Source organism: Cytobacillus mangrovibacter, from assembly GCF_042865275.1.
Classification (GTDB): domain Bacteria; phylum Bacillota; class Bacilli; order Bacillales; family Cytobacillaceae; genus Cytobacillus; species Cytobacillus mangrovibacter.
In genome coordinates this window covers 228,002-241,736 of record NZ_JBIACJ010000001.1, presented here as the reverse complement: position 1 = coordinate 241,736, position 13,735 = coordinate 228,002, and the positions used below count along the sequence as shown (strand labels likewise).

The following is a 13,735-nucleotide window of genomic DNA, read 5'->3' as shown; positions in this document are numbered from 1 at the left end:
AAAAAGTGGTTTTCGAAAATACTTCAATTTATGATGACTCCTTTAAAATGTAATATGCCACTAATGGACTTTTTTTAATGTTTTAAAAGGATTGATTGGAGATGAATGATAAATGGTATAATTAATTGGGAAAATTGGAGGGAGATAAATTGAAGCATTTATTAAGAAATATCCCACCCGTTCATGAACTGCAAAAGGATGAGCGTTTTGCTTTTTTAATGGAAAATAACGGGCTTGATTTTATACATATGACAAAAGAAATGAAACAAATGCTTGAAAAAGTTCGGTTGGAAATAATGAATGAAAATTGGCAAGGACCTGAGCCAGGAAGTGATGATTTTGTTGATTTATTCTTCGTGGAATTAGCAGATGTCGTTTCTAAGAACTATAGCTATACGTTAAAACGAGTAATTAATGCGACTGGGACCATTCTTCATACGAATTTAGGGCGTGCAAGGCTTAGTGAACGTGCGGTTAACCATGTGGTCGACACTGCTCTTCATTATTCTAATTTAGAATATAAGTTGGAGGAAGGGGAGCGAGGTTCGAGACACAGTCATGTTGAGGGATTGCTAAAGGAATTGACAGGTGCCGAGGCTGTAATGGTTGTTAATAATAATGCAGCTGCTGTGTATCTGGTTCTTAAGGCCTTGGCGAGTAATAAGGAAGTGATTGTATCACGAGGACAGCTCGTCGAAATCGGTGGTTCTTTTCGAATTTCTTCAATTATGAAGGAAAGTGGCGCACAGCTTGTTGAAGTCGGAACAACAAATAAAACACATCTTTCTGACTATGAAGAGGTTATTTCAGAGCAAACAGCGATGATTATGAAGGTGCATACGAGTAATTTTAAAGTGATTGGTTTCACGAAAACAGTGGAAACAGAAGAAATAGCAGTACTTTCAAAGGAAAGGAAGCTAGTGTTCTATGAGGATCTCGGCAGTGGGGCGCTTTATGATTATGAACGGCACGGAATTGGAAATGAACCGGTTGTAAAAGATGTGTTAAAGATGGGGGCAGACATTATCTCATTTAGTGGTGATAAGTTACTCGGCGGGCCGCAGGCGGGCATTATTGCTGGCAAAAAAAAGCTTATTGATCAATTAAAAAAACACCAGCTTGCTCGAGTGCTGCGTGTTGATAAGATGACATTGGCTGCTTTGGAAGGGACCTTACTCGATTACTTAAAAGGTGATTCAGCCATTCGCTCGATTCCTGTCATTAGAGATTTATTGGTGACAAAGGAAGAGCTAGAGATGCGGACAAAAGCATTTGTTAGTGTAATATTAAGCAATTCTGATCAATATGAAGTTGCTTTAAAGGAAAGTGTGGGCCAGATTGGCGGCGGCACAATGCCAGATGTAGAGCTTTCTTCCTATACAGCTATTATTCGACATAAAAAATGGACGGCAGACCAACTATCAAAAAAATTAAGATCACAACATAAGCCAGCGATCATTGTACGAATTCATAGAGATGAAATCTTGATTGATCTGCGCACAGTAACTGTTGAAGAAGAAGAGATCCTTTTACAAGCTTTATTAACTATTTGAAAAATGCTGCGGCCAAGTAGGGGCTGCAGCATTTTTTCTTGTAAATATTGAAAATTACATATCATGATTTGAGTTATGTTTTTGTCTCGAATGGTTGCGGTTTTTCACTTTCTTTGAGCCGCTAAGCGGTTCTGGCTGACCGGAATTTGGTTCTTTAGGTGCATTTCTGCGCATATCCTTGCCATCATTCTTATTCATTTTATTCATCCCTCCTACCAATAGGATGGAATGTAAATGAGAATTTATGCGGAATATTTTTAGATTGGACTGCACAATTTAATTGTACAAAATAAAAGGAGTGAAAAGGTCATGCCATACCATAAAAATAAACAGCAAGCTTTCCAAGCCGCCCAGCAGGGTGTAGAGGATGCGGAAGAACTTTACTATGAAATTGTAAGAGATACGGCAAATTATGGCCATCAGCTGAAGCATTTAAAACAAGAAGTGAATGAGGCATATGAACAAATTGAAAACGCACTTGAAGTAGCGTCTGAAACACAACGTTTACAACTTGAAAGATTTCAGCAGGATTTAAGTTCAATGGTACAAGAGGTCAATGAGATTCAATAACATACATTGTTGCTCGAATAGAAAAAATAAGTAGGACTCGACAAATATTTTGTAGGGTCCTACTTATATTTACTTCCAACTTTTATTGATTTTTCTTTCTTTTTTTGTTGTTTTGTTTTTCTGTTTCTGTTAATGGTTCATTCGCAAATTCTTCACTATAGCCAGCTCCCATTCCTTGCCCTTGTGCTGCATTCATACCAGGAATAATGTGATTTGCTTTTCTCTTTTTTGCCATTTCCAATCACCTCCATGTATAAGTTTGTCTTATATTGGAGGAATTATGTGTGTTCTTCAGGATAATTACTAGCCCCATATAATGTTTTTCTAATATAATTTGATAATGATTTTCAATGAAAATCATTATCAATAAACCCCATTAAAATTCACCTTTTTAATAAAAAAAGATATAAAAACTTTTTTAACATAAGTAATACTTATCGAAACCAATAACTTTCTTGTTATTTACATATAGAGAAGGTTGTATTAAGATAAGAATTGTGAGAAAAGTTAGGATAGAAGAAAATTTCAACTTTTCGACAATTATCTAAATTCATTCACATGTAAAATTGTAAAAGGGGGACATACCCATGGCAAAAAATGATGTTTTTAAATCCCGTAAATCATTTGAACTAGACGGGAAACGTTATCACTATTATCATTTAGGCGCTCTTGAAGAGGCTGGTGTAGGTAACGTATCGAAATTACCTTATTCAATTAAAGTATTATTAGAATCTGTTCTTCGTCAATATGATGGACGTGTCATTACACAAGAACATGTTGAAAACTTAGCAAAATGGGGAACTAGCGAAGTGAAGGAAGTTGATGTACCATTCAAGCCTTCTCGCGTTATCCTGCAAGACTTTACAGGCGTGCCTGCAGTAGTTGATCTTGCATCCCTTCGTAAGGCAATGGCAGATATGGGTGGAGATCCAGACAAAATCAATCCACTTAAGCCAGTTGACCTTGTTATTGACCACTCTGTTCAGGTGGATAAGTTTGGTACTGCCGAAGCATTAGGATTGAATATGGAGCTTGAATTCGAACGTAATGCGGAACGTTACCAATTCCTAAGCTGGGCGCAAAAAGCATTTGATAACTATCGTGCTGTTCCGCCTGCAACAGGGATCGTTCACCAAGTAAACTTAGAGTTCTTAGCTAATGTTGTTCATGCAATTGAAAATGAAGATGGGGAATTCGAAGCTTTCCCTGATACATTAGTTGGTACTGACTCCCACACAACAATGATTAACGGTATTGGTGTACTTGGATGGGGTGTAGGTGGAATTGAGGCAGAAGCTGGTATGCTTGGACAGCCTTCATACTTCCCAGTGCCTGAAGTTGTTGGGGTTAAATTAACGGGCGAGCTTCCAGATGGTGCAACTGCAACTGACCTTGCGTTAAAAGTTACACAAGTACTTCGTTCTCACGGTGTAGTTGGCAAATTTGTCGAGTTCTATGGTCCTGGTGTTCCGGCATTGCCGCTTGCAGACCGAGCAACTATTGCGAACATGGCACCTGAATACGGAGCAACTTGCGGATTCTTCCCAGTAGACGCTGAATCTCTTGAATATATGCGCCTGACAGGACGTTCTGAAGAACAAATTAAAGTGGTTGAAACATATAGCAAGGAAAATGGATTATTCTTTGATCCTGCACTTGAGCCAGTTTATACAAATGTTGTTGAAATCGATCTTTCTGAAATTGAAGCTAATCTTTCTGGTCCAAAGCGTCCACAAGATTTAATTCCACTTTCAGCAATGCAGAAAGAATTCAATGCAGCTCTTACAGCACCTCAAGGAAACCAAGGCTTTGGTCTAGATGAGAAGGAAATCGACAAAGAAGTAACAGTGAACTTCAATAATGGCGATACTACTCAAATGAAAACAGGAGCAGTTGCTATCGCAGCGATTACAAGCTGTACAAACACATCTAATCCTTATGTACTTGTAGGTGCTGGTTTAGTTGCGAAAAAAGCAGTTGAACTTGGCATGGAAGTTCCTAAGTTTGTGAAAACTTCTTTAGCACCAGGATCAAAAGTAGTAACAGGATATCTTCGTGATTCAGGGCTGCTTCCATATCTTGATCAGCTTGGCTTTAACCTTGTAGGTTACGGCTGTACAACATGTATCGGTAACTCTGGTCCTTTAAAAGAAGAAATTGAAAAAGCAGTAGCAGAAAATGATCTTCTTGTTACTTCTGTTCTTTCTGGTAACCGTAACTTTGAAGGACGTATCCATCCGCTTGTGAAAGCGAACTATCTGGCTTCTCCGCCGTTAGTTGTTGCTTATGCGCTAGCTGGAACTGTTGATATTGACCTTCAGAATGAAGCAATTGGTAAAGATAAAGACGGAAACGATGTATTCTTCAAAGATATTTGGCCAACTACTGCTGAAATCAATGAAGTTGTAAAGCGTACCGTAACACCTGATTTATTCCGTACTGAGTATGCAAATGTATTTGGTGATAATGATCTTTGGAATAAAATTCAGACAAGCAATGAACCGCTTTACACTTTTGATGATACGTCCACCTATATCCAGAATCCACCATTCTTCGAAGGCTTGAAGCCTGATCCAGAAGAAGTTAAGCCATTAAATGGTTTACGCGTGGTTGGAAAATTCGGTGATTCTGTGACGACTGACCATATTTCTCCTGCTGGTGCAATCGGAAAAGATACACCTGCTGGAAAATATCTGCGTGAAAACGGTGTAGAAGTACGTGACTTTAACTCTTACGGATCTCGTCGTGGAAACCATGAAGTCATGATGCGTGGAACATTCGCAAACATCCGTATCCGCAACCAAATTGCACCAGGTACAGAAGGTGGATTCACAACTTACTGGCCAACTGGTGAAGTTACATCTATCTTTGATGCTTGCATGAAGTACAAAGAAGATGGCACTGGTCTTGTTGTTCTAGCTGGTAAAGATTATGGAATGGGTTCTTCACGTGACTGGGCTGCTAAAGGTACAAACCTTTTAGGCATCAAAACAGTTATCGCTGAAAGCTATGAGCGTATTCACCGTTCAAACCTTGTATTAATGGGTGTTCTTCCACTTCAATTCAAGGATGGCGAAAGTGCTGAAACACTCGGTCTAACTGGCAAAGAAACAATCGATGTTCAAGTAGATGAAAATGTTAAACCACGTGATCTACTGCAAGTAACAGCTACGGATGAAGATGGAAACAAGAAAACTTTTGAAGTTCTTGTACGTTTTGATTCAGAAGTAGAAATTGATTACTACCGTCACGGCGGAATCCTGCAAATGGTTCTTCGTGAAAAATTAGCCAACTAAATTAGCCAACTCTAATTGTAAAAGCATGTGATTTCTTTTTAGAAGTCACATGCTTTTTTTATTACACTTTTGTTTACAAGATTGTCACATGTTTAAATTGCTTTTTATTGTATTAAGCCTTATTTTTTCTTTTTGGCTAGGTTACAATACGGTTAAATAGGATGATAAAGGTGATGAACAGCATGATAAAGAAAATTATAGCTGCAGTTTTTTTATTTGGTTTAATGACGGTCGTAATTGTACAAGCGATGGAAAAAGACGACAAACAAGTGTTAAATAGTACATCTATTCAGACAGAAGATCTGCCAGGGCTAGGAGTGGGGTTAAAGGCACCAGACTTTGAACTGAAAAATTTAGCCGGGGAAACGGTGAAGCTATCCGATTATGCAGGACAAAAAGTCATGTTAAATTTCTGGGCAACCTGGTGTCCGCCATGTAAGAAAGAAATACCCGACATGCAAAAGTTCTATACTGAACAAGGAGATAAAGTGGTTATTCTTGCAGTGAATATTGATCCCGAAAATGATGTAGCAGGTTTTGCAAAGGAAATGAATGCTAGTTTTCCAATTCTTCTAGACGAAAAGGATCGAGTTAGTAAGCTATATAAAATTCTTACCATTCCAACGACTTTTTTCATTGATGAAAAAGGAGTTATTACGTATAAGCATTTAAGTGCTATGTCAATAGAATTGATGGAGAAGCAATCAGGCTTGTAATCCCTTTAAAGCATTAGCAAAAAAGCTAATGCTTTTTTGCTGTAACAGAGATAAATCACTATAATCAAATAAATTTTCAAAAAGTTGTAATAATTACAAAGGTTTTTGTTAATAATAACTGTTAATATAGGATTAAAGGAAGGTGAAATAACTAATGAGAAAGCCAAGAAAACGTTCATTCGCCGATCTAGTTTCAGAAAATAAACGTCAAATATTAAAAGATCAAGCTGCTATGGAGAAAATTGAAGCAAGACTAGAACAGAAGCGGCTGAATAAAGCAGAATAACAATATTTTCAATAAATGAATCCCCCCTCGAATGGCAATACTTAAATGGAGGAGGGATATTTTATGAGTAATCCAAAAAGGGATTCAAGAAAATTCAATCCAAACCATATTGGTACACAGCCCCGTGGCTCTGGAGGCAACAAAGGTAAGAAAATGCAGAGTAACACAGCAGGAGTGCCGCAAGTGATGCAAACAAAAGGTGAATAAGAATTCTATGATTTTACCCACCGTTAGAGTATCTACGGTGGTTTTTTGTTTGCAAAAACACCATTCTTTTCTATTGATATTTTTCCTCTGAATTCACAAACTAATTTCGTATTACTAAAACGAATCTCAGGAGGAATATGAAAATGGCTTATCCTAACAAACCAAATCCAGATGACCGCAGTGATAATGTTGAAAAATTACAAACAATGGTTCAAAATACAATGGAAAATATGCAAGAAGCAGAAGAGACACTAGAATTCTCCAATGCTGAAGAACGTGCAAAAATTGAAGCGAAGAACGAAAGACGGAAAGAAAGCCTAAATTCACTTCGTTCTGAAATTGAAGACGAGAGCCAAGCTCGTCAAAATGGATTTCAAGAATAACAATTAAAAAGATAAATATAAATAAGGCCTGATCCATTTGGACAGGTCTTTTGCTATAAGGGATGAAGATAAATATGATATGATAAGTATGGAAATTGAAAAGAAGAAGTGTGAGAACATGGATAAACAACGACAGCATCAATCAATTATTGAAAAATGGCAGATATGGGAAAAGGAATTAAGTCAGAATAAGTACATAAATAATGAAGCAGAATTATTATCTACGATCAAGTCTTTAGATGAGAATGTAGATCATAAGCTCGTTTCTGAGCTGTTAACCATTGCCTCGCTATCTAGAATGAATAAATTAAAGCAGGATTCATTAAGCTTAGCATGGCTAAAGAAGTCTCATCAATTAAATCCAAATAATGAAAGAGCTTCTGAGTTACTGGCACAATTTGAATGGAAGAAAAAGGTTGGGGTTTTTGAGGGATTAACTTTCCCGCCATTAAGGGAAACAGATAACAGGCAGGCAAAGAAAAAAACATCGGAGCAATTTCTGCTAATTTGTCAGCAATTCCTTGATCATGCTGATGTAGAAAGAGATCAATTACAAAAAGGAAAAGAGAGTGCCCGAAAAAGAAACGATCTTAGCTTGCAGCAAGTGCATGAAAAGATGATTCTGCTATTAGAAGAGGTTATAGAAGAAACAGCATTGCTCTTAAAAGCATCGGAAGAATATGATCAATCGATTGCAGGTGTATTCTATACTTCAACTTATTACAGTGATATGAAGAAGCACTTAGATCGAATAGATGCTTTGAAAAAAGAATGGGCGCAATTATTTCTTGATGAGAAAGAGGAAACAGAATTAGATTTGAATCCACTTGAAGAGTTAGAGAACATGATTGGGCTTGAACATGTTAAGAAGAGAGTAAATGATTATTATCGATTTCTTACCTATCAAAAGGAACGAAAAAACCTCGGATTTCAAGTAAAGGATGAAATGAGTCTAAACATGGTTTTAACTGGTAATCCAGGGACTGGGAAAACAACAATTGCGCGTTTACTGGCTAAAATTTACCATAAGCTCGGAGTTCTTCCGCGCGAGGAAGTGGTTGAAGCAGATCGCTCCCAGCTTGTTGGTGCATTTGTAGGTCAAACAGAGGAAAACGTGCGCTTAATGGTGGAGAAAGCTCTTGGAGGAGTACTCTTTATTGATGAAGCCTACAGTCTCAAAAGAGAAGGGCAAACAGGAAATGATTATGGGCAAACGGCGATCGATACTCTTGTTTCATTAATGACTGGTCCAGAATATAGCGGGAAATTCGCGGTAATATTAGCAGGTTATCCAGATGAGATGAGGCAGTTTCTGGATGCCAATCCTGGATTAAGAAGTCGCTTTCCACACTCGAATCATATCCAGCTTCCAAATTATTCGAATGCGGAACTGATCCAAATTGCAGAGAAACTTGCGACGGATAATGATTATGTTATGACTGAAGATGCAAAGCAGGAGCTCGAAAAAAGGCTTGAAAAGGAACGAGTGGATGATACGTTTGGCAATGCACGAACAGTCCATGATTTAATCTTAGATGCCATTTTTAAAAAAGGGGCACAATTTTCAAAGGAAAAACCTATTTTGACATATACCTTGCTTGATAAAGAGGATTTTGAGGAAGATGTGCAAGAGAAGGCATTGAATCCACGAGAACAATTAGAGCAGTTAATTGGACTGGAATCAATTAAAAGTGAAGTAAATATCCTGATTTCTTTTGTGAAAATACAGCAAATAAGGAGAGAGAAAGGATTGCCAGTCGTTCCAATTCAGCTTCATTCAGTCTTTACTGGCAATCCTGGAACCGGAAAGACTACGGTCGCCAAAATTTATGCAGAGCTCCTGAAGGAATGTGGCATGCTGAAAAGAGGACATTTAGTCGTTACTAGCAGGGCAGACTTTGTTGCTGGGTATGTGGGGCAAACGGCTATCAAAACAAAAAAGATGATTCGGGAAGCGCTTGGCGGAGTTCTCTTTATTGATGAAGCTTATTCATTGCTTTCTGCTACTCAAGGTGATTTTGGCAAGGAAGTGGTTAATACGCTTGTCGATGAAATGACGAAGCATAATGAAAATCTAGTTGTCATTTTGGCTGGTTATCCGAAAGAAATGAATGAATTACTTATGAGCAATCCAGGTTTAAAATCAAGATTTAAGAAGTTCTTTCAATTTAATGATTATTCAAATGAAGAATTGCTTCAAATTATCATGAATTATGCAACACTTTATCAATATAAATTGACTTCAGAAGCACTGACTTTCCTCAAAGAGTCATTAGCTAAACTCACTATAAATGGGAATGGCCGATTTGCAACGAATGTCACAGATGAAGCGATTCAGTTTCAAGCGACTCGATTAATGCGCGAAGAAAATGAAGTGAATCGATTGGAAAAAGTGAATTACTTAGAAAAAGCAGATTTTGAAGCTGCTATTTTTAGAATAGGAAAAGGGGAATAAAGAATGTTTGTTTCAACAAGGGAAATTGAAGTCAGATATGCTGAGACAGATCAAATGGGTGTTGTATACCATGCTAATTACCTGGTTTGGATGGAATTAGGGCGCACCCAGATAATTAAAGATTTAGGCTTTAATTATGCTGACTTGGAGAAGGATGGGATCTTATCTCCTGTATTGGATATTCAAGCATCGTATAAAAAACCGCTTCTTTATGGACAAACGGCAATTGTGAAAACATGGATTGATGAGTATGACGGCTTACGTGTCAATTATGGGTATGAAATTTTTAATGATGAAGGGGACTTAGCTGTTACTGGGCTTTCAAAGCATGTGTGTGTGAAAAAGGACTCCTTCCGTCCACTTTCAATTAGGAAAAAATATCCTGATTTGCATAATGCTTATGAAAAAGCAAAGAAATAACCAGCAGAAGTATGCCTACATTGCTAGGATTGGGGGTGTAAGCTGTGGCATTCGGTTTGAAGAAAAAAGATATCCAAGAATGGAAGTCGAAAATTGATCAGGGCGAGCTGGCCTTCTTAACACATTATTGGATAGATGACCGCTTTCCCGGGTATAAAACGGTGACGAAGGTAGGCTGTAACGATTTGAATCACCTCATCAAATGGGGAAAGAAGCATGGTTTACGACCCGAATGGATACATAGTCGAAAAGACGGCTATACTCATTTTGACCTTATTGGAGAACATCAAATAAAGATATTGCAAGAGGAAGGGCTAGAAGAGCATATTTGGGAACGAAAAAAGAGTTAGCAGATCATGTCTGGTAACTCTTTTTTTGTTACTTTTCATATATAAATACGGGCTCCTGTGCTTTTTCATTAAATTCAACATAGAGATTATGGTTATCAAAATACCACATATCTTTCTGCTCAATATAATAGGTGATTCCATCTTGAGTGGTTGTTGTGCCAGCATCAAGTGGCTCTTCATTCGAAATACCTAACGAAAATCCCTGCTGGACAGTACTATGACCGCCATATCGGGCAAAAAACCGTACATGATCGCCTGTACTTAGCCCCAGTTCATTTTTATACCAATTAGCTGCTTGCTCATTAATAAATATTTTCAACGGAAAATCCTCCTTTAAGCAATTCAAGTTCATTTTTTCATAAATAAATCATTGCACTCTAATATACCCTTATTCAATAAAAGGTATCATTCCACTCATGATCATAAGGCAATTAAATACAATATGCCAGATTATTGCGGGAAGAAGACTTCCTGAACGAATCGTGATGCCCGCATAGAAGAAACCGCCAATGGCAAAACCAAGACAAGCTGGAATGGAGTATCCGAGTATTAAGTGTGATAGACCAAAGGCCATGCCTGAAAAAAGCAAAGCTGCTTTTTCACCAGCTAGATTGACCATGCTAGTTAGTATGATCCCTCTCCATAATATCTCTTCCAATAGTCCATTAATTATCGAAAAGAATAGTAGGAAGAGGAGGAGATGGAAACTAATACTAAGATTTGATTTTAAGATAAAGGGCATAAAGATAGCGATATTTATACTTATCGCTATGAGTAAAAATCGCTTAATCGAAATGGAGTGAAAACCACTCCAAATAAAAGGAAATGCTATTTTTGCATGCCAATGTGGAAATGCCCAATACAGCATTGGCTTCTCACTAAATTTTCTCGAAACATAAAACATGAATGTAATAGGAAATAACAATAAACAGCGGCTAAGAATCATCAATATATTTACATGGTAAGGGAGGGTGTCAATGAGACGATCCCCAATAAGGTAACATATGTAGCCGATGATATAGGCTGCTAAACTCCATTGAAACACTCGTTTTTGTTTCGCAAAGATCGCTAAATAAAGGATAAATCCAAAAAGAAGGATAAAAGCAGCAGTGAACAGTTTGTATTGAACAATGACAATAATGATAATAAATAATAAAAGCTGTAAATAGGATAGAATCTTGTTTTGCTTTACTGAAGTCACGATTATGTTCACTCCTTCAAATAGCTATCAAGTTATTTTACCACTTTTACCCTGCTTTTTCTCCCTTCAACACTTTCATTCTATTAGGAATATATGCGGAAAGAAAAATAGCCTAATTTCTCGTTAGTGAGAAATTAGGCTACTTCATTCCTATTCAGCTGTTTTAAAATGCTTAATTAATTCTCTCAGTTCAAAGGTTAGCTTATGCAGGTTCTCGGAAATGACCTTAACCTCATGAACAGAGTGCTGTTGTTCTTCGGTCATACTTGTTACTTCCTCTACACCCGCAGATGTTTGTTCGGAAATAGCAATAACACTATCTACTGAGGTAGAAATAGATTGGCTGCTAGTTGAAAGAGTGTCGCTTGCTCCTGCAATTTCTTCAATATCCTTAGCTAAGCTTTCAATAAAACCAAACATATTAGTATAACTGCTAGCTGTACCTTTCACCATCTCAGCCCCTTGTACGGCTGAGAGTCTTCCTAGGTCAATATTGTTTAAGGCCTTTGAAGAATCCTCTTGTATTTCAGAAATTAGTCTGGAGATTTTGCCGACAGAGTCACTGCTTTGTTCAGCAAGCTTTTTTACTTCCTGTGCAACAACTGCAAATCCTCGCCCTTGCTCACCAGCTCTTGCAGCTTCAATCGAAGCGTTAAGTGAGAGGAGGTTTGTTTGTTCAGCAATATCCTGAATTAAAGTTGTAATATTATTAATGGCTTGAAGCTTGTGATCAAGCTCTTTCATAATGGAAGTAGAATCAACTGATTGGGAAACGATGCTATTCATTTTATTGCTCATATTTTCCATTGCTGTTTGACCTTCAGCTGTCACTGATTTTGTTTCATGAGCCTGTTTGACAATTTTGCTGATTCTTTCTGACATTGCTTGTACAGCACGATCATTATTTTCGACATGACTTGATATATTAATCATGTCTTCAGCAAGCTGTTCAGAGCCACTAGCTACTTCATCCATTGCAGAGCTTACGGTATTGGCCACATGTGTTGTTACACTTGCTTGGTCCTTTAGAACCTCCGAATCCTTTTCCACCTCTTGTATCAATTGGTTCATTTTATTAGCCATATTTCTTAAACTGTCAACCATATGATTCACAGAAATAAATAAAGTGCTAATTTCATCTTTTGACTTTACATCCATTTTCTGTGTTAAGTTTCCATCAGCAACTTCCTTTAAGAAGTCTGATAACTTCTTAATTGGACCGATAAAATACTTAGCAAAAAAGAGGCTAATAATAACCGAGATAATAAGTAAAATAATGATAACTACAACCTGAATCGATAATAACTTTGTGAAAATAGATTGTAAATTTTCATCTGCCTCTTCAATTCGATGGCTCATATTTTGAGAGATTTGATTTGAGAAGGACTTAATTTCCTCCTGAGTAATGACAGAAAAGATCTCCCAGCCAGTTTCTTCATCTTTATCACTAACATATGTCACTTGGTCAATATCTAAATAAGTGTTCCCATTATTTTTCTCTTTAAAAATAGGCAAGGAAGAAATATTTTCATTTTTAATGACAAGTTCTTTATCCTTGTAGGCAAGAAGAGAGCCATCTTTATCAGTTAAAATAACGTAGCCCGTGCTACCGACCTTTGCACCAGCAATGTATGTGGTTAGTTTCTCAAGGGAAAGATCGATCCCAAGTACGCCATAGAATTGACCGTTTCTATACAGAGGCATGCTAACGGTTACTAAGTAATTATCCGTTCCTGCATCAAGATAAGCATCTGTAATATAGAATGGCTCCTTATCCTTTTCACCCTCTTTAGCAAGGGTGTACCATGGTCTAGTTGTGGGATCATAATCGGCCGGTAACGGGTAATCCGTAGGGTAAATGGTAAAATCCTTTTCTTCTGTTCCAAGGTATATACTCGTATTTAATTCATTTTGACCTGCAATTTTTTCAAATAATAAGGCTAGATCATCAGGTTGTTCGGAATACACCTCATTAAATCTTGAAATAGTTGCTAAATCACTTTTTGCTCGAGAAATAACTTCATTGATCGAGCTTTTTACATTTTTAGTCTCATGGTAGGTCAAAGTACCCGCATAATGATCTGCAAACCCACTTACATCCTGCATGGCATCAGCTGATAGCCCAGTTGTTAATTCCTTCCCATTTTTGGAGAAGAGTGAAACAGAAATATAGGTAAAGCCTGAGCTAACTGCCAAAATAAGCACCATTGTCGATAAAACTCCGACAATTAACTTCGTTTTTAGTGACATTGAACATCCCCCCTAAAACACCTATCAAACTTTTCTATCATACTTTTA

At 37.4% G+C, this 13,735-nt stretch carries 15 protein-coding genes; 10 read left to right on the top strand and 5 right to left on the bottom strand.

What is annotated here, in order from left to right; all coding sequences use genetic code 11:
- Window positions 1-149: 149 nt before the first annotated feature.
- Entirely contained in the window at window positions 150-1,553 is a 1,404-nt protein-coding gene (gene selA / locus ACFYKT_RS01230; RefSeq protein WP_389214280.1) for an L-seryl-tRNA(Sec) selenium transferase, read from the top strand.
- A gap of 54 nt (window positions 1,554-1,607) precedes the next feature.
- Here the strand turns inward: selA and ACFYKT_RS01225 are convergent, their stop codons facing one another.
- Window positions 1,608-1,751: a small acid-soluble spore protein P gene (locus ACFYKT_RS01225; RefSeq protein ID WP_389214277.1), complete on the bottom strand. Its 144-nt coding sequence runs from the start codon at window positions 1,749-1,751 to the stop codon at window positions 1,608-1,610.
- A gap of 111 nt (window positions 1,752-1,862) precedes the next feature.
- On the opposite strand from ACFYKT_RS01225, the gene ACFYKT_RS01220 reads away from it, so the two are divergent.
- Window positions 1,863-2,123, top strand: a complete 261-nt coding sequence (locus tag ACFYKT_RS01220; protein ID WP_389214274.1) for a hypothetical protein — start codon at window positions 1,863-1,865, stop codon at window positions 2,121-2,123.
- Window positions 2,124-2,205: 82 nt separating this feature from the next.
- On the opposite strand, the gene sspO is transcribed toward ACFYKT_RS01220, so the two are convergent.
- Entirely contained in the window at window positions 2,206-2,358 is a 153-nt protein-coding gene (sspO, locus tag ACFYKT_RS01215) for a small acid-soluble spore protein O (RefSeq protein WP_389214271.1), read from the bottom strand.
- A 352-nt stretch (window positions 2,359-2,710) separates the two neighbouring features.
- On the opposite strand from sspO, the gene acnA reads away from it, so the two are divergent.
- The 8 genes from acnA (at window position 2,711) to ACFYKT_RS01175 (ending at window position 10,236) form a co-directional block, all read left to right on the top strand.
- Window positions 2,711-5,419 (top strand): aconitate hydratase AcnA, encoded by a 2,709-nt coding sequence (gene acnA, locus ACFYKT_RS01210; RefSeq protein ID WP_389214268.1) that lies wholly within the window; start codon window positions 2,711-2,713, stop codon window positions 5,417-5,419.
- Window positions 5,420-5,601: 182 nt separating this feature from the next.
- Window positions 5,602-6,135 (top strand): peroxiredoxin family protein, encoded by a 534-nt coding sequence (locus tag ACFYKT_RS01205; RefSeq protein WP_389214265.1) that lies wholly within the window; start codon window positions 5,602-5,604, stop codon window positions 6,133-6,135.
- Window positions 6,136-6,289: 154 nt separating this feature from the next.
- Window positions 6,290-6,421, top strand: coding sequence for an FbpB family small basic protein (locus tag ACFYKT_RS01200; RefSeq protein ID WP_389214262.1), 132 nt, complete (start codon window positions 6,290-6,292; stop codon window positions 6,419-6,421).
- A 63-nt stretch (window positions 6,422-6,484) separates the two neighbouring features.
- Complete coding sequence (locus ACFYKT_RS01195; RefSeq protein ID WP_389214259.1) at window positions 6,485-6,628, top strand: acid-soluble spore protein N; 144 nt, start codon at window positions 6,485-6,487, stop codon at window positions 6,626-6,628.
- 137 nt (window positions 6,629-6,765) lie between these two features.
- Window positions 6,766-7,011, top strand: a complete 246-nt coding sequence (gene tlp / locus ACFYKT_RS01190; RefSeq protein ID WP_389214257.1) for a small acid-soluble spore protein Tlp — start codon at window positions 6,766-6,768, stop codon at window positions 7,009-7,011.
- 118 nt (window positions 7,012-7,129) lie between these two features.
- Window positions 7,130-9,466, top strand: coding sequence for an AAA family ATPase (locus ACFYKT_RS01185; protein ID WP_389214254.1), 2,337 nt, complete (start codon window positions 7,130-7,132; stop codon window positions 9,464-9,466).
- A gap of 3 nt (window positions 9,467-9,469) precedes the next feature.
- Window positions 9,470-9,886 carry an acyl-CoA thioesterase gene (locus tag ACFYKT_RS01180; protein WP_389214251.1) on the top strand — a complete coding sequence of 139 codons (417 nt, stop codon included), beginning with the start codon at window positions 9,470-9,472 and terminating at the stop codon, window positions 9,884-9,886.
- Between the two features lie 44 nt (window positions 9,887-9,930).
- Window positions 9,931-10,236, top strand: a complete 306-nt coding sequence (locus tag ACFYKT_RS01175) for a hypothetical protein (protein ID WP_389214247.1) — start codon at window positions 9,931-9,933, stop codon at window positions 10,234-10,236.
- Window positions 10,237-10,264: 28 nt separating this feature from the next.
- Here ACFYKT_RS01175 and ACFYKT_RS01170 read toward each other — a convergent pair whose 3' ends face one another.
- The 3 genes from ACFYKT_RS01170 to ACFYKT_RS01160 all read right to left on the bottom strand — a co-directional run bounded on the left by ACFYKT_RS01170 (window position 10,265) and on the right by ACFYKT_RS01160 (window position 13,687).
- Window positions 10,265-10,555 carry a HesB/YadR/YfhF family protein gene (locus tag ACFYKT_RS01170; protein WP_389214244.1) on the bottom strand — a complete coding sequence of 97 codons (291 nt, stop codon included), beginning with the start codon at window positions 10,553-10,555 and terminating at the stop codon, window positions 10,265-10,267.
- 69 nt (window positions 10,556-10,624) lie between these two features.
- On the bottom strand, window positions 10,625-11,437 hold the full coding sequence (locus ACFYKT_RS01165; RefSeq protein WP_389214241.1) for a CPBP family intramembrane glutamic endopeptidase: 813 nt from the start codon (window positions 11,435-11,437) through the stop codon (window positions 10,625-10,627).
- Window positions 11,438-11,587: 150 nt separating this feature from the next.
- Window positions 11,588-13,687, bottom strand: coding sequence for a methyl-accepting chemotaxis protein (locus tag ACFYKT_RS01160; RefSeq protein ID WP_389214238.1), 2,100 nt, complete (start codon window positions 13,685-13,687; stop codon window positions 11,588-11,590).
- Window positions 13,688-13,735 lie beyond the last annotated feature (48 nt).